This window comes from Ornithinimicrobium sp. CNJ-824 (genome assembly GCF_001942405.1).
Taxonomy (GTDB): Bacteria; Actinomycetota; Actinomycetes; order Actinomycetales; family Dermatophilaceae; genus Ornithinicoccus; species Ornithinicoccus kibberensis.
In genome coordinates this window covers 1-18,969 of the sequence record NZ_MKKA01000017.1, presented here as the reverse complement: position 1 = coordinate 18,969, position 18,969 = coordinate 1, and the positions used below count along the sequence as shown (strand labels likewise).

The window sequence follows — 18,969 nt, the reverse complement described above, 5'->3', positions numbered from 1 at the left end:
CGTGCTCAGAGCCAGTCGACGTCCGCCGCGGTGGCCCCGCCGGCCAGCTGGGCGTAGCCCGGGCCGCGGTCGAAGAACGGCTCCTCGCCGCGCCCGTCCCGCAGCTGCGCGCGCAGCTGCTCGGTGGCGGCCGCGTCGATCACGGGGTCCTCCTTGGTGCCGGAGGCGACCACGCCGTAGTCGCGGCGGGCGCCCTCGAAGGAGACCTTGCCCCAGCGCAGGTCGCGCTCGACCTCCTCGACCGGGCGCTCCAGCGGGTCGCCCCAGCCGCCGCCGCCGGTGGTCCGGATCCGGATCACCTGGCCGGCCTTGACGGGCTCGGCGTCGGCGAGCGCATCGACATACCTCTCCTCGGGACCGCCCGGGTCGATGCACACCTCGAAGGGGCGCCCCGCCTTGCCACCCTTGACGCCCCAGCAGGCCAGGATCGAGCGGTCGGCGATGGACATGAAGTTGGCGTCCTTGAGCATCCGGATGTGCTTCTCGTAGCCCAGGCCGCCGCGGTAGCGCCCGGGGCCGCCGGAGTCGACGGCCAGGCCGAGGCGCTCGACGAGGAACGGGAAGCGGGACTCGGTGAACTCGGTCGGCAGGTTGCGCGAGTCCGGGACGACGTGGATGGTGTCCTCGCCGTCGGCGTAGTAGCGCCCGCCGGCGCCGCCGCCGAGCACCTCGCGCATGAGGTAGTCCTTGCCGTCGCGGTCCTTGCCGTAGACGCCGGTGTAGCGGATCGTCTCCTGGTCGGCCGGCATCTTGCCGTCGACCGCCTTGGCGATGACGCCGGCGAGCACGCCGAGCAGGCGCAGGATGACGAAGGTGCGGGCGTTGGTCGGCGCCGGGAAGATCGGCGTGAGCAGGGTGCCCTTCTCCGGGAACTTCATCTCGATGAGCGGCACCACGCCCTCGTTGACGTCCAGCTCGCCCATCCGCTCGGGGGTGTCGGCCAGGTTGCGCAGGATCGGGGCCAGCCACTTCTTGAGGAAGTTGCCGTCGGCGTAGTCGCCGCAGTGGTTGATCGGGCCCTTGGCCTGGGGGGCGGTGCCGGTGAAGTCGATGGTGATCTTCGGGCCGTCGCCCGGGCCGCCGGTGCTGGTCTTGGTCAGGGTGATCCGCTGGGTGTGCAGCTTGGGCTCGTCGACGCCGTCGTGCTCGGCGTAGTCCTCCCAGACGTACTCCCCGTCGGGGATCTTGGAGAGGATCTCGCGCCGGTAGGTCTCGGTCGTCTTGTCCAGGATCGCCTGGAAGGCGCCCTCGACGGTCTGGCGGCCGTAGCGCTCGAACAGCTCGGTGAGCCGGGCCGCGCCCATGAGGCAGGCGGAGCACTCGGCGTCCAGGTCGGCGGCCAACGACTCCGGCATCCGGGAGTTGCGGGTCATGATCCGCAGCGCCGCCTCGTTGGGCACGCCCTGGTCCCACAGCTTGATCGGGGGGACCATGAGGCCCTCCTCGTAGACGCTCGTGGCCGCCGACGGCATCGAGCCGGGGGTGGCCCCGCCGATGTCGTCGTGGTGGCCGAACGCCTGGACGAAGCAGACGACCTCGCCCTCGTGGAAGACCGGCACGGTGACGCACAGGTCGGGCAGGTGGCCGATGCCGCCCTCGGACTCGTAGACGTCGTTGTGGAAGAACACGTCCCCGGGCTTCATCGTCTCCAGCGGGAAGTCGCGGGCGACGGGGTGCACCAGGGCGCTGTAGGACCGGCCGGTCAGCTTGCGCAGCTGGCGGTCGTGGATGCCGGCGCGGAAGTCGTGCGCGTCGCGGATCATCGGGCTGCGCGAGGTGCGGGCGATGGCGGTCTCGACCTCCATCTCGACCGAGGCCAGGGTGCCCTGGACGATCTCGACGACGATCGGTCGACGGCCGGGGCGGTGGTGGGGGTGCTCATGCCTGCTCCTCCTGCTGCTGCGCGCCGGCGACGACCCCGCCGCCGGGCTTGGTGATGACGAGGTTGCCCCAGGCGTCGACCCGGACCTGGAAGCCGGGGTGGACGGGGACGGTGGAGCCGAACTCCTCGATGACGGCCGGGCCCTGGACCTGGTCGCCGTCCCGCAGGTCGGGGCGCCAGTAGACCGGGGTGTCGACGTAGCCGTCGGCCGCGTCGAAGCAGACCGGGCGGGTCGAGGTGCGGGCGCGCTCGGCGTCCCCCTCGCCGGTGCCGATCTGCGGGATGGACGGCCGGGTGATCGGGCCGACGCCGGTGACGCGCAGGTTGACCCACTCGACCTCCTGGCGGTCGTCGCCGCGGAAGTCGTAGCCGTAGAGCGCCTTGTGGGCGTCGTGGAAGGCCTCGGCGACCTGGTCGGCGGCGGCCTCGCCGAGCTCCTCGACCGGCACCGGCACCCGCACCTCGAAGGCCTGGCCCACGTAGCGCAGGTCGGCGGTCCGCTGGAACTGGTGGTCGGCACGGTCGAAGCCCTCGAGGTCCAGCGCGTGGGTGGCGCGGGCGGTGAGGTCGTCGAAGGCCCGGTTGAGCTGGCCCAGGTCGAGGTGGACGTGCTTGGCGACCATCGTCTGCACGTAGTCGTTCTTGACGTCCACGGTGAGCAGGCCGAAGGCCGAGACGTTGCCCGGGTTGAGCGGGACGATGACGCCGGCCAGGTCGAGGATGTCGACGAGGCGGCAGGCCAGCAGCGAGCCGGAGCCGCCGAAGGTGGCGAGCATGAAGTCACGGACGTCCAGGCCGCGCTTGACCGAGATCTGGCGCAGCGCGTTGGCCTGGTTCCAGGCGCTGATCTCCAGGATGCCGGTGGCCGCGTGCTCGACGTCGAGGCCGAGCCGGCCGGCGATCTCCTGCAGACCGGTCCGGGCCGCGTCCACGTCGAGCGGGATCTCGCCGCCGAGCAGGTGCGGGGGGATCCGGCCGAGCAGCAGGTGGGCGTCGGTGATCGTGGGGGCGCCGTCGGCACCGCCCCTGCCGTAGCAGAGCGGGCCGGGGTCGGCGCCGGCCGAGTGCGGGCCGACCTTGAGCGAGCCGTCCGGTGAGATCCAGGCGATGGAGCCACCACCGGCGCCGACGGTGACGACGTCGATCATCGGGATCTTGGAGGGGTAGGCCCCGACCGAGCCCTCCGTGGTCAGCGTCGGCTCGCCGCCGAGCACGACCGAGACGTCGGTGGACGTGCCGCCGCCGTCGCAGGTGAGGACCTTGTCGAAGCCGGCCAGGCCGGAGACCATCGCCGCGCCGAGCGCGCCGGCCGCGGGGCCGGAGAGCACGGTGGTGATCGGCTGGTGGACGACCTCCTCGGCGGAGAGGACGCCGCCGTTGGACTTCATGATGTAGAAGGGCATCGCGCGGGGGGCGTCGCCCCCCGTGGACCCCCCGGAGCCCTCGGCGCCCTTGACGTCCGTGCCGGTGTAGGACCGCAGGCGCTCGGAGATGTTGGCCACGTAGGCGCTGACCTTGGGCTTGACCGCGGCGTCGACGAGGGTGGTCATCGACCGCTCGTACTCGCGGTACTCCCGCAGCACCTCGCTGGAGAGGGAGACGACGGCCTGCGGGTGCTCCTCGGCGAGGATCTCGCGCATCCGCGTCTCGTGGGCGGGGTTGGCGTAGGCATGCAGGAAGTTCACGCCGAGGGTGTTGATGCCCTTCTCCTTGAACCAGCGGGCGACCGCGCGGGCGCCTCCTCGTCGAAGGGGCGGACCTCGTTGCCCTCGAAGTCCATCCGGCCGCCGACGGTCTTGACGAGATCGGCCGGGACGATGCGCTCGGGCTTGACCCAGAAGTAGGAGTTGCCGTAGCCGTCCGGCACGGCCTGGCGGGCGATCTCCAGGACGAACTCGTAGCCCTTGGTGGTGATGAAGCCCAACGGGTCGAGCTTGGCCTCGAGCAGCTGGTTGGTCGCCACCGTGGTGCCGTGGGAGACGGCGGTGACGTCCTCGCCGGTGGCGCCGAGGATCTCGAGCACCTTGTCGACGCCGTTGATGAAGCCGTCGGCCGGGTTGCTCGGCGTGGACGGGGTCTTGGTCGTGGTGATCGTCCCGGCGTCCTCGTCGAAGGCGACGACGTCGGTGAACGTCCCTCCGGTGTCGATGCCGATCCTGATCCGGCGGTGCGTCGCGGTGCTCATCCAGCGTCCCTTCGGGTGGAGGTGGCCGGTCGGTCGGAGGTCCGTGCCGGCGCGTGCGTCTGGGTCGAAGTCAACCCTCCCCAGGCCGCGTCATCCCCGGCAAGATGTGACGACGAGTCGACGGCGGTTCGGCAACAGTTGCGCGGAGGTTACGGACAGGCCGGAACGACCGCCGTCCGGGCGACCGGTGTCAGGCGTCGGCGGTGCCGGTCAGCAGCTCCCAGATCCCCTCGGCCTCGGTGAGGTCGTCGTCGAGGTTCACCACCAGCTCGGTACGACCCAGCGTGAACGCGCGACCGGTGATGGTGGACGTGGTGGCGTCCCGGCCGTGCAGGCCGGTACGCGCGACGATCTGGCCTCCCATCGTGGACCCGGAGGGAGAGATGCTCGTCACCCGGTCGCCCACGCCCAGCACGCCGTCGTCGGCCAGCAGCGCCAGCTGGGCCGCCGTGCCGGTGCCGGTGGGGCAGCGGCACACCACCCCGGGGTGGACGTAGGTGGCGCTGGTCATCTGCAGCCCGTCGGCACCCTCGGTCACGGGGCTCGCGAGGTTGACGAACGCGAGCGGACCGGTGTCGCCGTGGTCGGGGTGCACGAGCTGCAGGTCGGCGGAGGCGACGAGGCACAGCGCCAGGCCGAAGTCGGCCAGCACCGGTCGCTCGGGCTCGGTGAGGGCGAAGCCGTGGGCCGCGGCGTCGACGACGGCGTAGAAGCAGCCGGACCAGACCAGGTCGTAGGTGACCTCGCCGAACTCGGGCAGCTCGGCGGTGCGGCCGCGTTCGAGCACCCACGCCGGGTCGCAGGTGAGCGTCACCGAGTGCACGCGCCACCCGTCGTGATCGACCTCCGCGCGGATGAGACCCGCCGGGGCCTGGAGGTGCACGACCTGGCGCCCGGGCGGTCCCATCGGCAGGTACCCGCTCTCCAGCAGTGCCGTGGCGACGCAGATCGAGTTGGAGCCCGAGAAGTACGGGTAGCCCATCGCCTCCATGACCACGTAGCCGGCCTGGGCCTGCGGCAGGTCGGCGTCCACGACGACGTTGGCGCACATCGACGGATCGCCGTAGGGCGGGGAGAGCAGCAGCCGGCGCAGGGCGTCGCCCTGCGACTGGAGCCAGGCCCGTTTGGCCGGCACGCTGTCACCCGGGACCTGGGGGATGCCGCCCACGACGACGCGGCTGACATCGCCGCCGTAGTGGGTGTCGATCAGCCGGAGGCGACGACGGTGCTCAGGCGGCATGGGGAGCCCCGACCTCGTCCCACCGGGCGTCGGGCACGACGACGAGGTTGCCGACGAAGCCTTGGCCATGAACGCCCGCTGGGCGTCGTGGAACTGGCTCAGCCGGTAGGTGCCGGCGAGCAGGGGGCGGACGGCGCCGGACTCGATGTAGCCGACGAGGCGCCGGAACGCGGCTCGCGTCCCCTGGGAGGAGCCGTGCAGCTCCAGGTGCTTGAGGTAGACGGTGCGCAGGTCCAGCTGCACGACCGGACCGCCGATGGCGCCCGCGGTGGTGTAGCGACCCTCGGGCCGCAGGACGCGGAGCAGGTCGTTGAACAGGTCGCCGGCGACAAGGTCGGCCACCACGTCGATGGCGGCCCCGCCGGCCGCCTCGGCCACCGCCTCCACGAGGTCGCCCTCGCCGCGCAGCACCACGCCCTCGGCGCCGATCGCGCGCACGGCGTCGGCCTTGCCGGCGCTGGTGACCGCGTAGGGGATGGCGCCCCGGGCCCGGCACAGCTGGACGAGCCCGGAACCGACGCCGCCGGAGGCTCCGGTGATGAGCACCCGTTCGCCCTCGGCCACCCGGGCCCGGTCGAGCATGTGCTCGCCGGTGAGGTAGGCGCAGGAGAACGTGGCCAGCTCGGCGTCGTCGATGTCGCGCCGGACCACGTGGGCGTGGTCGGCTGGCACCACCTGGTACTCCGCATAGCCGCCGTCTCGCCCGTGGCCCAGATAGTCGATGTCGGCGAGGCTGTCGTCGTCGCGGTTGTAGATGGAGAAGTCCACCATCACCCGCTCGCCGACGCGGGCCTCGTCCACGCCGGCGCCGACGGCCACGACGCGGCCGACGGTGTCGGTGCCCTGGATGCGGGGGAACTGCAGCGTCGAGCGGCCCCGGCGCCAGGTCGACACCGCCACGGGGTCCTCCTCGAGGCCGTAGGCCCCCTCGCGCACCCACACGTCGGTGTTGTTCATCCCGCAGGCGCTGACCTCGAGCAGGACCTCACCGGGACCGGGCTCGGGCACGGGCACGTCGGTCCGGTGCTCGAGCCGGTCGAGGCCGCCGTGGCCGGTGAGCACCACGGCCTGCATCGTGGCCGGGATCATGCGGTCATTGAAGCAGACCGGGCCGGTGCCCGGGGCGGATCGGACGGCCCCCGGTCGGCCGGACGGCGCGACCGGTCGTGGCCCCGGGGAGGGCCACATCTGGTCGCGCCAGGCGGTAGTTGGCTCAGCGGCGGCGCAGGCGGGCGCCCAGGGCCACCCCAACGAGGGCGATGGCGGCGCCGGTGACCATCGGCACGAGCTGGCCGGACGCGCCGGCCGGACCGACGGCACCGGCCGACGACCCTCCCGACGACGCGCTGCCTGCGACGAGCGGACGGGTAGGAGTGACGGCGTGCGTGTCCGGCCCCTCGGCCTCGGCCTGCCCGGTCTCCTCCGCCGCGGCCGAGCCGCCGCGCGCGAGGTCCTTGTCGATGTTGGTGAAGAACTGCGTGGCCAGCCGCTTGGCGACCGAGGAGAGCATCCGCTGGCCGACCCCGCCGACCGGGCCGCCGACGGTGGCGTCGGCGGTCCAGGCCAGGTCGGTGCCGCCGTCGTCGGCCTGGCTCAGCCTGACCTCGACGTCGGCGTTGACCGTCCCGGGGCCGCCGGCGCCGGACAGCGAGAGCACGAAGCTCTCCGGCTCGGTCTCCTGCGAGAACACCGCCTCCCCGTCGTAGGTGCCCTTGATGGCGGCCACCCCGGCGGTCACGGTCATCGCGAACCTCCCGGGCCCGACCTCCCGCAGGCTCTGCGCCCCGGGCAGGCTGCGCTCCAGGACGCCCGCGTCGTGGAAGCCTCCCAGGCGGTGGCCGGGTCGACGGACAGGTGGTTGGTGCCGGTGATCTGCATCGGGGTCTCCTCGAAGGTCAGTCGTGGGGGGTGGCGGCCGCGCCGTCGTCGGCCGCGGGCTCGTCGGCGTGCCGGCGGCGCAGCTCCCACAGGTCGTGCGGCGAGATGGGCATGCGGGTGATCGGGATGCCCTCGGCGTCCTCGATCGCCGAGGCGATGGCGGCCGAGGCGGGGATGGTGCCCGCCTCGCCGGCTCCCTTGATGCCCAGCGGGTTCAGCGGCGAGGGCGTCTCGAGGTGGTCGGTCTCGATGTGCGGCACCTCGGTGGCGAACGGCATGAGGAAGTCCATGAACGAGGCGTTCATCAGCTGCCCGTCCTCGCCGTAGGCCAGCTTCTCGTAGAGCGCCCCGCCGATGCCCTGGGCGACGCCGCCGTGGACCTGGCCCTCGACGATCATCGGGTTGAGCATCGGGCCGCAGTCGTGCACCACGCAGTAGCGCAGGACGGTGATGTCCGCGGTGTCCGGGTCGGTCTCGACGACGGCGGCGTGCATGCCGTTGGCGAAGGTCGTGCGCACCGGGGAGAAGAAGTCGCTCTCCTCCAGCCCGGGGTGCTCCTCGTCGGCGATCGGCGGCTTGCTCTCGTCCGCCTTGCCCCCGAACTGGGTGGCCGCCCGCGCGGTCTCGTCGAAGGCATACCGCAGCGGGTTGGCCAGCACCGCGACCATGGGGAGCGGGATCTGCGCGTCGGGCGCGCCCTTGACCTGCACGATCCCGTCGACGATCTCCAGGTCGTCGGGGTTGGCCTCGAGGCGTCGGCGGCGATCTGCAGCGCGCGCTCCTTGACCTTGCGGGCGGTGAGCAGCAGCGCGTTGCCGCTCATCACCGCGCCGCGCGAGCCCCACGTGCCGACCGAGTAGCTCATCCGCCGGGTGTCGCCGGTCGTGACGTGCACGTCCTCGACCTTGACGCCGAGCTCGTCGGCCACGATCTGGGCGAACACGGTCTGGTGGCCCTGGCCCTGGGTGGTCAGCCCGGTCGAGACGTTGACGCGGCCGTTGGTCTCGATCTCAATGTGCCCGCCCTCGTAGGGCCCGGCGCCCGTCCCCTCGACGTAGCAGGCCATCCCGATCCCGACCCGGCGACCCTCCGCCCGGGCCTGCTCCCGGTAGGCCTCGAAGTCGTCCCAGCCCACGAGCGCCTTGAGCTTGTCGAGGCTGGTCGGGAAGTCGCCGGAGTCGTAGATCCCCATCCGGCCGTCCTGCAGCACCATGCCCAGGTCCCAGGGGAACTCCTCGGGCTGGATGAAGTTGATCGAGCGCACCTGCGCACGGTCCTTGCCCAGGCTGCGCGCGACCGCGTCGACCGTGCGCTCCATGAGGTATGCCGCCTGCGGGCGCCCCGCGCCGCGGTAGGGGGTGACGATGACGGTGTTGGTGTAGAGCGAGGTGTAGGTCACCGAGAAGTTGCGCATCCGGTAGGGACCGGGGATGTGCGTGGCCGTGTTGAGCGGCACGATGACGCCGTAGGGCAGAAACGCCCCGTGGTCGTGCCACAGCTGCACCTCCATCCCCAGGATCTGGCCGTCGTCGTCGAAGCCGACGCGCACGTGCTGCAGCTGCTGGCGCTCGTGGGCCGAGGAGATGAAGTGCTCGCGGCGGTCCTCGACCCACTTGACCTGGGCCTGCAGGCGCATGGCCGCGGCGGCGACGGCGACGTCCTCCGGCCAGGGGTGGTTGATCTTGACGCCGAACCCGCCGCCCACGTCGGGGGCGACGACGTCGACCGAGGACAGCGGCAGGCCGAGCTTGGCGGCCAGCGCGGCCCGCAGGCCGGTCGAGGTCTGGGTGGAGGCGTGGACCTTCAGGCGGCCCTCCTCGGCGTCCCAGCGGGCCAGGATCCCCTTGCCCTCCATCGGCATGCAGGCGCTGCGCTCGATGTCGAGGTCCAGCTCGAGCACGTGCGGGGCCGCGGCGATCTGACCGGCGGCGTCGCCGAGGTGCTGCTCGTAGTAGGCGCCGACGTTGCCGGGGGCCTCCTCGTGGACGAGGCGCTCGGCCGCGCGGGCGGCGGCGACGCCCACGACGGCGGGACGCACGTCGTACTCCACCCGGACGCGCTGGGCGGCGTCCTCGGCGACGTAGCGGTCGGTGGCCACGATCATGACGATCGGCTGCCCGACGTGGTGGACGGCGTCGCGGGCCAGGGCGTAGCCGGTGACCGGGTGCTGGATGCTCGGGTGCGGGATGAGCATCGGCAGCGGGTCGGCCGCGGTGCCGGTCTCCTGCAGGTCCTCCCAGGTCCAGACCGCCACGACGCCGTCGACGTCGATGGCCCCGGTGACGTCGATGTCGACGATCCCGGCGTTGGCGTGCGGGCTGCGGACGAAGGAGGCGGCCAGGGCCTCGTGGCCGAGGTCGTCCAGGTAGCGGCCGTCGCCGCGGACGAGCCGGGGGTCCTCGCGGCGCTGGACGCGCGAGCCGACGGTGCGGGTGCTCATGCCTGCTCCTCCCGGTCGTCCGGCTGGCCGGTCGTGGTGTCGTTCGCGGTGCCGGCCGGGGCGTCCCCGCGCCGGATCTCGGCCGCGCGGCACACCGACTTCACGATGTTCTGGTAGCCGGTGCAGCGGCACAGGTTGCCGGCGACGGCCTCCCGCGCCTCCTCCGGCGTGGGGTCGGGGTTCTCGTCGAGGTAGGCGCTCACCGTCGTGATGAACCCCGGGGTGCAGAAGCCGCACTGCAGGCCGTGGCACTCCACGAATGCCTGCTGGACCGGGCCCAGCCCGCCGTCGGGGCCGCCGAGGCCCTCCACCGTGGTGATCTCCGAGCCCTGGGCGGTCGCGGCGAACATCAGGCACGCGCGGACCGGCTGCCCGTCGAGCAGGACGGTGCACGCCCCGCAGACGCCGTGCTCGCAGCCGACGTGGGTGCCGGTCAGGCCGAGGTCGTGGCGCAGCGCGTCCGACAGCAGCCGCCGGCCGGGGACACGGACGTGGTGCTCGGCGCCGTTGACCCGCAGGTAGACGTCGAGCAGCTCCTCGGGCCTCGCGTTGCCGCCGGCGGGGTCGAACGCCGCGCGGGGGACGGTGGTGACGACCCGGCCGCGGACCGAGTCGGAACGGTGCCGGGCCGGGGCGGTCGTGCCGGGCCCGTCGGTGGGGGTGCTCATGCGCTGACCTCCTGGTCGGGGGCGGCCGCGCCCGTCAGGGAGGACAGCAGCCGCTGGGTCTGGACGACGGCGAGGTGACGCCGGTAGTCGGCCGAGGCGTGGATGTCGTCGACCGGGTCGACGTGGGCGGCGACGGCTTCGGCGACGGCGTCGGCCAGCCGCTGGTCGCGGACGTCGTCGAGCGACGCGCCGCCGAGGACGGGGGTGAGGTCGAGGACGCCGGGGACCTCGCTGACCGAGACGTAGCCGGCGCGGGCCGAGCGGATGCGCCCCCCGCCGGTGGCGTCCGACGAGCCCGCGTCACCGGCCTCCTCGACCTGCACGGCCAGGGCCACGCCGGCGAGGGCGTAGTCGCCGTGCCGCCGGGCGATCTCGGTGAACCCGGTGCGCGTCCCCGTGGGGAACCGGCCGAAGCGGGCCTCGACGGCGATCTCGTCGTCGGCCACGCACGACTCCATGGGCCCGACGAAGAACTCCGACGCCGGCACGACCCGCTCCCCGCGGGCCGAGCGCAGCCGGACCGACCCGTCGGTCACGGCGAGGATCGCCGGCATCTCCCCGGAGGGGTCGGCGTGCACGATCGAGCCGACGGTCGTGCCGCGGTTGCGGATGGCGGGGTGGGCCACCCAGCGCAGCGCCTGCCGCAGCAGCGGCTGGGCGGTGCGGGCGGCCGAGTGCGACAGCAGCGCCGCGTGCCGCACGAGCGCCCCGACGACCACGGCGTCGTCCTCGACGGTGACGTGGTCCAGCCCGGGCACCCGGTTGAGGTCGACGAGGTGGGCCGGGTTGGCCAGCCGCATGTTGAGCACGGGGACCAGCGACTGCCCGCCGGCGAGCACCTTGGCGTCCGGGCCCAGCTCTGCCAGCAGGGCCAGGGCCTCGTCGAGGTCGGCCGGCGCGTGGTAGCCGAAGGGGGCCGGTTTCATCGGTCGATCACCTGTCCTGGGGTGCGGGGTCTGGGTCGGTGGTGCGCTGCTCGGGGTCGGTGCCGGGAGGAACGGAGGGTATGCGGTCGCGCCGGGCCGGGCGGGCGCACCCCCCGGGTCCCACGACCGGGCACGCCGCCGACCCGGTGGCGCGACCGCATACCCCGTCGGTGGCGCGGGCCGGGTGCCCCCGAGCAGGACACCCGGCCCGGGCGGGTCAGCGGCCCGAGGACTGGTCGCCGTCCAGCGGGTCGACCTCGGTCGTGGGCCGGTCCTCCACGATGAGGTGCCCCTCGGAGGTGCGGCCCAGGATGCGGTGGCCGTAGAGCCCGTAGTCGTCGGCCAGGCCGAGGTTCTCCAGGTTCTGGTTGCCGGGCGGGTCGGCGAAGGTCGCGGTGCCCAGCTGGTCGTCCCGCATCGAGGCTGGCATGAGGGCGCGGACGAGGTGGTAGGCCGCGATGGTCACGATGGTGCCGAAGGCGATGCCGGCCAGGGCGAACGAGTCGCCGATGCTCAGCGAGGTGTCGCCGATGGCGATGATGATGCCGGCCGCGACGGGGACCAGGTTGACCGGCTTGGAGAAGTCGACCCGGTTCTCCACCCAGATCTTCGCCCCGAGCAGGCCGATCATGCCGTAGAGGACCACGGTGATCCCGCCGAGCACGCCGCCGGGGACGGCCGAGACGAGCGCGCCGAACTTGGGCGAGAGGCCGAAGAGGATCGCGACCAGGGCCGCGACGTAGTAGGCCGCGGTCGAGTAGACCCGGGTGGAGGCCATGACGCCGATGTTCTCGGCGTAGGTGGTGGTCGGCGAGCCACCGACGGAGGTCGCCAGCATGGTGCCGATGCCGTCGGCGGCGACCGCCCGGCCCATGACCGGGTCGAGGTCGTGCCCGGTCATCTCGGCGACCGCCTTGACGTGGCCGACGTTCTCGGCGACGAGGGCGACGACGGCCGGGATCATCAGCAGCACGAAGGTCAGCTGGATGTCGGGCAGGTGCCAGCCGACGACGCCGGCGGCGTTGTCCGTGGCCGGCGGGAGGCCGAACCAGGGGGCGGAGACGACGCCGTCCCAGTTGACGCGGTCGTGCGTGTCGACCTCGCCGGTATTGGCGTTGTAGGCGGTGATCGGGCCGGTGAGGACGTCGGCCAGCCAGGAGGCGACGTAGCCGAAGATCAGCCCGAGCAGGACCGAGACGCGGCCCCAGAACCCGGGCAGCACGGTGGCCAGCAGGATGGTGACGACCATCGTCGCGAGCGCGATCCACTGGTCCTGCGGCCAGTAGATGTCGGCCACGACGGGCGCCAGGTTGAAGCCGATGAGCATGACGACCGCGCCGGTGACGACCGGTGGCAGGACCTTGGTCAGCGTGGCGGCGCCGACGAAGTGGATGAAGACACCGGTGATCGTCAGCACGACGCCGGCCACGAGGATGGCGCCGGTGACCTGCTGCGGCGTGCCGCCCTGGGCCATCACGGCCGCGACACCACCGACGAACGCCGCGGAGGTGCCCAGGTAGGAGGGCACCTTGCCCTGGACGATGAGCAGGAACGCGATGGTCGCGATGCCGCTCATCATGATCGCCAGCTGCGGGTTCAGGCCCATGATCAGCGGGAACACGAAGGTGGCGCCGAACATCGCCACCACGTGCTGGGCCCCGAGACCGATCGTCTTGGGCCAGCTCAACCGCTCGTCGGGGGCGACGACCGCCCCCGGCGCCGGGGTGCTGCCGTCCCCGTGAAGCTTCCAACCGAATGCCGACACTGCCACTCCTTCGTCCGTGAGGCGGGTCACGGGCCACCGGGCTCACCGGTGAGCACGCCTCTGTGACGCACGACACTAGGCCCGCTCGAGGTTCCGGTGAATCGGCACACTGTGACGTCTGCCTCGGGTCCCGTCGGGCACAGTCTGCCCGAGGGGGTATGCCGCGCCTGCCCGCCGCGCCGCGGGGTGGTGGCGTGGGGTGCTGCTGCACTCACCTGCGGGCCCGCCGACCGGCCGCCCGGCCTGGCCGTCCTCTCGCCTGACCGCTTCGAGCCCCTCCCGGGGCCACAACTCGTCGGGCGAACCGCCGGGCGGCCGCGCCGACACCTCCGGCCCGCTCCGCTCAGTGGTGGTCGAGCTGGCGGGCCTGCAGGGCCAGCATGATGGCGAACCGCAGCCGGGGGTCGGTGGTGAACGGGCCCAGCATCCGCTCCAGCTTGCCGATCCGGTAGCGCAGCGAGTTGTAGTGGAAGTGCAGCGCCCGGGCGGTCGAGGCGACGTTGAGGTTGTTGTCCAGGAGCACGGTCAGGGTCGTGCGCAGGTCCTCGGCGTCCTCGGACCGGTCGTCGGCCAGCGGACCGAGCGTCTCGGCGACGAAGCTGGCCAGCTCGGTCCGGTCCTCCACCTGCGACAGCAGCCGGAAGACACCGAGGGCGTCGAAGTGGGTGATCGCCCGGGCGCCGTGCAGCCGGCGGCCCACCTGGACGGCCTTGCGCGCCTCGGCGTAGGCCCGGGGCAGGTCGTCCAGGCCGGTGATCGTGCGCGAGACGCCGGTGGCGAACGCCCGGCGCCCGCCGCCGCCCCGGCCGTGGACCTGGGCGGCCATGAGCCGGACGCGTTCGGTGACGCCGGCGGGGTCCAGCTCCTCGGGCACCCCCAGGAGCACGACGACCTCCTGGCTGAAACCGGCCACGGCGGCCGTCTCGTCGTCGGCGCCGGCCACCCGCTCCCAGGCGGCCCGGAAGCGTTCGGGCAGCGTGCGTGAGACGGGGTCGTCGTCGGGCGCCTCCTCGGCCTCGGCGACGACGACGGCCAGGGGGCGGCGCAGGTCCCAGCCCAGCTCGGCGGCGTGGGCCGCGACCCGCTCGGCGTCCCCGGCCCGGCCGAGGAGCGCATCGCGCAGGAAGTCGGCGCGGTACTTGCCCTCCACGGCCGCGACGGCCTGCTGCTTGGTGATCGCCAGGGCGGCCGCGGTCGTGGCCTGCCCGACGACGTGGTTGTCCTCGGCGGTGAACGGGTCCTCGCGCAGCAGGACGAGCCGGCCCAGGTCGGCCCGGCCGCCGGTGACCCGGGCCACCAGCCGGTGGACCCCGTCGAAGTCGACCGAGACCCCCGGCACCTCGGTCTCGACGACGAAGCGGCCGGTCGGGTCGAACCCGGGCAGGTCGGCCCACCGGGCGGGCAGGTCGCCGGCGTGGGCGAGCACCCGGCCGTCCATCGTCGTCACCAGCGCCGTCCGGGCCAGGTGGCGCACGACCCCCTGGCAGACCTGGTCGAGGTCGCCGCCCTCGATGACGACGCCGACGAGGTCCTGCAGCACCTGCTCGGCCCGGGCGAGGGTGTCGGCCCGCCGGTTGATGACGATGGTGAGCACCTGGTTGATGACGTCGTCGAAGCCGAGGCCGTCGGGGATGGTCACCACCGGGAAGCTGCGCCGGTCGGCCTCCGCGAGCGCCTCGGCCGGCAGCTCGTCGACGTAGCGCGCCAGCTTGATCGCCAGCCCGGCCAGCCCGTGGTCGTCGAGGTCGCCGATCCACTGCGCCATGTCCGACTCGACGTGGGCCCGCAGCGGGTATCCGGTCGTCAGGAGCAGCTCCCGCTGCCGCACCCAGGGCAGCACGTCGGGGACCTCCATGACGTTGACGCTGCCGACGACCCGGTCGAGGCCGTCGCCACCGGCCAGCAGCTTCGCCCCCTGCATGACCGGCAGGGCGAGCACCTCGTGGACCGACATGCCCGAGGGCCCAGGGGACGGCGGCACGGGCGAGAGTTGACGATCCATGCCCGGATCGTTGTCATTTCTGACCGGCACCGCAAGTGCCGCCCGCTGAATACTGTGGCGCAATGCCGACCGCCAGCGCCGTCGCGCCCCTCGCCCGGCCGGGACGGACCGTCCGCTCGGCCGCTGCGGCGACCCTGCGCCCGGCCGCGGCATCGACCCTCGCGCCCGCCTGGCTGCACGGCACCCCCGGCCCGGCCCAAGTGGTCGCGGTCTTCGACGTGGCCGTCTACCTGCGGCGCGGCCAGGACGTCCTGCCGCTGCTGGCCCCCGAGGCGCTGGCGCTGCCGGGCGGCCTGCGGGTCGCCGACCGGGCCCATCTCGACGTCCTGGAGTTGACGGTCGGCGACGAGGTGAGCGTAGGGCACGGCCAGGTGGTGGCGCGCGCCGGCGGGCTCGTCGTCCGCCGGACCTGGCGCCCGCAGCGGGTGCCGTCGGCCGACCTGTCCCCCGACGCCCGCGCCACCGCCCTGGCCGCGATCGCCGGCCGCACGCGCATCGAGGACGACCTCGGGCCCGTGCTGGCCGACCTGGCCACCGGGCTCGTCGCCGACCTGGGCCGGGCGCCGACGACGGCCACCCAGCCGGTCGCCCCACGCCCAGCCCCTCCCCCGCCGGCCGCCTCGTCGGGCTCGGACCCGGCCTGACGCCAGCCGGCGACGACGTGCTCTGCGGGGTGCTGCTCGGCCTGCGCGCCACCGGCGGCGAGCAGGCCCGCGCCGCCCTCGACCGCGAGGTCACCCCCCTCCTGGGCCGCACCACCGCGCTGTCGGCGACCCTGCTGCGCCACGCCGCCGCCGGGTATGCCGTCCCGCCCCTCGTCGCGCTGCTGCGCACCTGGCACGCCGGGGCCGGCGAGCACGAGCAGGCCGCCCTGGCCGTCGAGGTGGCCGCCGTCGGCCACACCTCCGGCGCCGCCCTCCTGCTGGGGCTGGCCGCGGTGCTGGCCCCACGTCATACCCCCCTGCCCATCCCAGACCCGGCCGCCGCCCCGGCGGACGGACCTCCGAGAGGAACGTCGTGACTGATTCGGTCGAGATCCGTCGTGGTGTCTACCACGATCCGTGACCCTGATGCAGGTGTCCCAGCGGGTGCGCACGGCACCCGGCGTGCAGGACGCGCTCATCGGCATGGGCACCGAGCTCAACCTGGGGCTCATGCGCGACGTCGGCTTCGACGTCCCCGCCGAGGCCGGCCCGAACGACCTGGTCGTGGCCCTGCGCGGGGACGACGAGACCGCCGTCGCCGCAGGCCAGGACATGCTGACCGCCGTGCTGGCCGAGCTGCACGACCGCTCCCGCGCCCAGGGCTCGACCACCGAGGTCGCCCCGCGCACGGTCGGCTCGGCCGCCCGGCGCGGCTCGGCCGGGATCGCGCTGGTGAGCACGCCCGGGAAGTACGCCGCCCTCGACGCCATGGACGCGGTGAACGCCGGCCTGTCGGTGATGCTCTTCAGCGACAACGTGCCCCTCGAGGAAGAGATCGCGCTCAAGGACGCCGCGGCCGCCCGCGACGTGCTCGTCATGGGCCCCGACTGCGGCACGGCCGTCGTCAACGGGGCCGCGCTCGGCTTCGCCAACGTCGTGCGACCCGGGCGGATCGGCATGGTCGCCGCCTCCGGCACCGGGGCCCAGCAGGTCATGTCGCTGCTCGACCTCGCCGGCGAGGGGATCAGCCACTGCCTCGGCCTCGGCGGGCGCGACCTGTCGGCCGAGGTCGGCGGCCGGTCGGCCAGGCAGGCGCTGCGCGCGCTGGCGGGCGACGAGGCCACCGAGCACGTGGTCATCGTGTCCAAGCCGGCGGCCGAGGAGGCCGTCGGCGAGCTGGAGACGCTGGCCGGCGACCTGGGGGTTTCCGTCACCTGGGCCACGCTCGGGCGGGGCCGCCCGGACCTGACCGCGGCGACCGAGCAGACGCTGCGCGACGCGGGGGCGCAGGTGCCGGCGAGCTGGCCGTCGTGGGGGGCCGGGGAGGCCTCGGGCGCCTCGGGGTCGGCCGGCCACCTGCGCGGTCTCTTCTGCGGCGGGACCCTGGCCGACGAGGCGATGATCATCGCCGAGGACACCCTCGGCCCGATCGCCTCCAACATCCCGCTCGACGGGGCCCCGCACGTGTCCGGGCACGACACCCTCACCGGCCACGCGGTCGTCGACTTCGGCGAGGACGAGATGACCCAGGGCCGGGCCCACCCGATGATCGACCCCTCGCTGCGGCTGGAGAGCATCCGGGCCCAGGGCGCCGACCCCACCTGCGGGGTCCTGCTCCTCGACCTCGTGCTCGGCCACGGCTCCCACCCCGACCCGGCGGGCGACCTGGCCGCCGCGGTCGGGCAGGCCCGCTCCGCGGCCGAGGCCGACGGGCGGACGCTGCCGGTCGTCGTCTCCCTCGTCGGCACGGAGTCCGACCCGCAGGGGCTGCAGCGCTGCGCCGAGGCCCTCACCGCCGTCGGCGCCTCGATCTTCACGTCCACGCCGCCGCCACCCGCGCGGCCCTGGCCCACCTCGGAGGTACCCGATGACCACCCCGCACGACACCCCGCTGCGCGGCCTGCTGCAGACCGAGCCCGCCGTCGTCACCGCCGGCGCCGAGCTGTTCGCCCAGGAGCTGCGCGACCAGGCCGTCCCCGTGAGAGAGGTCGAGTGGCGGCCCCCGATGGACGGCACCGCCGAGGCCCTCGCCACCGTCCTGGCCGACCCGCGGCTGGCCGAGGCCAACGCCCGGGCGCTGGAGCGGATCACCTCCGCCGAGGCCGAGCTGGTGCGGGTGGCCCCGGCCAGCGAGGTGCTGGACCTCAAGCCCGGCGAGTTCCTGCACAGCGGTCCGCCGCTGACCTGGGACCGCGCCTCCGGCCCGATGCGGGGCGCCTCATCGGCGCGATGCTCTTCGAGGGGCTGGCCGCGACCCCCGAGGAGGCCGAGGAGAAGCTCGCCGGACCGGACATCACCCTCGCCCCGTGCCACAGCCGCGGCGCGGTCGGTCCGATGGCCGGGGTCATCTCCCCCTCCATGTGGCTCTTCGAGCTGCGGGACCCGGTGCACGGCAACGTCTCCCACTGCTCGCTCAACGAGGGCCTGGGCAAGGTGCTGCGCTACGGCGCCTACTCCGAGGAGGTCATCACCCGGCTGGAGTGGATGCGCGACGTGCTCGGGCCGGTGCTCGCCGAGGCGGTGGAGCGGCACGGGCCGGTCGACGTCAAGGCCTACCTGCCGCAGATGCTGCAGATGGGCGACGAGGGCCACAACCGCAACCGCAGCGCCACCCTGATGTTCCTGCGCGACCTGCTGCCGCACATCGTCGGCCAGGTCGGCGAGCGCAGCCAGGACGACGTCGCCGAGGTGTGCCGCTTCGTCGGCGCCAACGACCACTTCGCGCTCAACCTCGTCATGCCCGCCTGCAAGCTGGCGATGGCCGCGGCCAAGGACATCCCCGGCTCCTCGGTCGTGGTGACGATGGCCCGCAACGGCACCGACTTCGGCATCCAGCTGGCCGGCACCGGCGACGCCTGGTTCACCGCTCCGGCGGACACCCCCGAGGGGCTCTTCCTCGGGAGCTTTGGCCCGGAGGACGCCAACCCCGACATCGGCGACTCGGCGATCACCGAGACCGCCGGCATGGGCGGCTTCGTCATGGCGGCCGCCCCCGCGATCGTGCGGCTGGTCGGCGGCGACGTCGACTTCGCCCTGACGACGACCCGGACGATGTACGAGATCACCCTCGGCGAGCACCCCTCGCTGCAGATCCCGATCCTGGAGTTCCGCGGCGCCCCCATCGGCATCGACGCCGTCGCGGTCGCCCGCACCGGCGTCCTGCCGCAGATCAACACCGGCATGGCCGGCAAGGTCGCCGGCACCGGCCAGGTCGCGCCGGCCTGGTCAACCCTCCGGCCGACGTGTTCGTCCAGGCGCTGACCGCCCTGGCCGAGCAGGTGCCGGCCTCCGCCTGACCCCCCTCCGTCGCGCGCCGGGGGTCCCCCTGCCCGGCGCGCG

The 18,969-nt window shown here is 73.7% G+C and carries 12 protein-coding genes and 1 pseudogene; 3 read left to right on the top strand and 10 right to left on the bottom strand.

Translation table 11 applies throughout. The features are described 5' to 3' along the window. Window positions 1-5: 5 nt before the first annotated feature. The 10 genes and pseudogenes from BJF81_RS08205 to BJF81_RS08160 form a co-directional block, all read right to left on the bottom strand. Window positions 6-1,847: a hydantoinase B/oxoprolinase family protein gene (locus BJF81_RS08205; RefSeq protein WP_075957950.1), complete on the bottom strand. Its 1,842-nt coding sequence runs from the start codon at window positions 1,845-1,847 to the stop codon at window positions 6-8. A 31-nt stretch (window positions 1,848-1,878) separates the two neighbouring features. Continuing rightward, the gene (locus BJF81_RS08200; protein WP_237770114.1) at window positions 1,879-3,567 is read right to left on the bottom strand and encodes a hydantoinase/oxoprolinase family protein; all 1,689 of its coding nucleotides are present in this window, start codon (window positions 3,565-3,567) and stop codon (window positions 1,879-1,881) included. Then, entirely contained in the window at window positions 3,564-4,067 is a 504-nt protein-coding gene (locus tag BJF81_RS19460) for a hydantoinase/oxoprolinase N-terminal domain-containing protein (protein WP_237770113.1), read from the bottom strand. The genes BJF81_RS08200 and BJF81_RS19460 overlap by 4 nt, the downstream gene beginning before the upstream one ends. A gap of 190 nt (window positions 4,068-4,257) precedes the next feature. Continuing rightward, window positions 4,258-6,396: a proline racemase family protein gene (locus BJF81_RS18600; RefSeq protein WP_202817459.1), complete on the bottom strand. Its 2,139-nt coding sequence runs from the start codon at window positions 6,394-6,396 to the stop codon at window positions 4,258-4,260. A gap of 124 nt (window positions 6,397-6,520) precedes the next feature. Further along, the gene (locus BJF81_RS08185; RefSeq protein ID WP_237770121.1) at window positions 6,521-7,081 is read right to left on the bottom strand and encodes an SRPBCC domain-containing protein; all 561 of its coding nucleotides are present in this window, start codon (window positions 7,079-7,081) and stop codon (window positions 6,521-6,523) included. 121 nt (window positions 7,082-7,202) lie between these two features. After that, a pseudogene (gene cutA, locus BJF81_RS08180) lies at window positions 7,203-9,625 on the bottom strand (aerobic carbon-monoxide dehydrogenase large subunit). Continuing rightward, window positions 9,622-10,293, bottom strand: a complete 672-nt coding sequence (locus tag BJF81_RS08175; protein ID WP_083664090.1) for a (2Fe-2S)-binding protein — start codon at window positions 10,291-10,293, stop codon at window positions 9,622-9,624. Before BJF81_RS08175 ends, cutA begins: the two are co-directional and overlap by 4 nt. Continuing rightward, entirely contained in the window at window positions 10,290-11,219 is a 930-nt protein-coding gene (locus BJF81_RS08170; protein ID WP_075957927.1) for an FAD binding domain-containing protein, read from the bottom strand. The genes BJF81_RS08175 and BJF81_RS08170 overlap by 4 nt, the downstream gene beginning before the upstream one ends. 217 nt (window positions 11,220-11,436) lie before the next feature. Continuing rightward, window positions 11,437-12,984, bottom strand: coding sequence for a uracil-xanthine permease family protein (locus BJF81_RS08165; protein ID WP_075957926.1), 1,548 nt, complete (start codon window positions 12,982-12,984; stop codon window positions 11,437-11,439). Window positions 12,985-13,327: 343 nt separating this feature from the next. Further along, complete coding sequence (locus tag BJF81_RS08160; protein ID WP_202817457.1) at window positions 13,328-14,938, bottom strand: PucR family transcriptional regulator; 1,611 nt, start codon at window positions 14,936-14,938, stop codon at window positions 13,328-13,330. Between the two features lie 110 nt (window positions 14,939-15,048). On the opposite strand from BJF81_RS08160, the gene BJF81_RS19455 reads away from it, so the two are divergent. The 3 genes from BJF81_RS19455 to BJF81_RS19445 are packed head-to-tail and all read left to right on the top strand — an operon-like array spanning window position 15,049 to window position 18,891. Next, complete coding sequence (locus tag BJF81_RS19455; RefSeq protein WP_075957924.1) at window positions 15,049-15,630, top strand: hypothetical protein; 582 nt, start codon at window positions 15,049-15,051, stop codon at window positions 15,628-15,630. A 29-nt stretch (window positions 15,631-15,659) separates the two neighbouring features. Further along, a complete protein-coding gene (locus tag BJF81_RS19450) occupies window positions 15,660-16,007 on the top strand; it encodes an oxamate carbamoyltransferase subunit AllH family protein (RefSeq protein ID WP_237770112.1) in 348 nt (115 codons plus the stop codon). 49 nt (window positions 16,008-16,056) lie between these two features. Beyond that, window positions 16,057-18,891: a DUF1116 domain-containing protein gene (locus tag BJF81_RS19445; protein ID WP_237770120.1), complete on the top strand. Its 2,835-nt coding sequence runs from the start codon at window positions 16,057-16,059 to the stop codon at window positions 18,889-18,891. Window positions 18,892-18,969: the final 78 nt, after the last annotated feature.

What these genes read in the sequence shown, in the direction of transcription:
- BJF81_RS08160 (WP_202817457.1), bottom strand. Translation starts at nt 14,938, where the DNA reads ATGTCGGTCCACGAGGTGCTCGCCCTGCCGGTCATGCAGGGGGCGAAG.
- BJF81_RS08170 (WP_075957927.1), bottom strand. Translation starts at nt 11,219, where the DNA reads ATGAAACCGGCCCCCTTCGGCTACCACGCGCCGGCCGACCTCGACGAG.
- BJF81_RS19460 (WP_237770113.1), bottom strand. Translation starts at nt 4,067, where the DNA reads ATGAGCACCGCGACGCACCGCCGGATCAGGATCGGCATCGACACCGGA.
- BJF81_RS19445 (WP_237770120.1), top strand. Translation starts at nt 16,057, where the DNA reads ATGCAGGTGTCCCAGCGGGTGCGCACGGCACCCGGCGTGCAGGACGCG.
- BJF81_RS19455 (WP_075957924.1), top strand. Translation starts at nt 15,049, where the DNA reads ATGCCGACCGCCAGCGCCGTCGCGCCCCTCGCCCGGCCGGGACGGACC.
- BJF81_RS08175 (WP_083664090.1), bottom strand. Translation starts at nt 10,293, where the DNA reads ATGAGCACCCCCACCGACGGGCCCGGCACGACCGCCCCGGCCCGGCAC.
- BJF81_RS18600 (WP_202817459.1), bottom strand. Translation starts at nt 6,396, where the DNA reads ATGATCCCGGCCACGATGCAGGCCGTGGTGCTCACCGGCCACGGCGGC.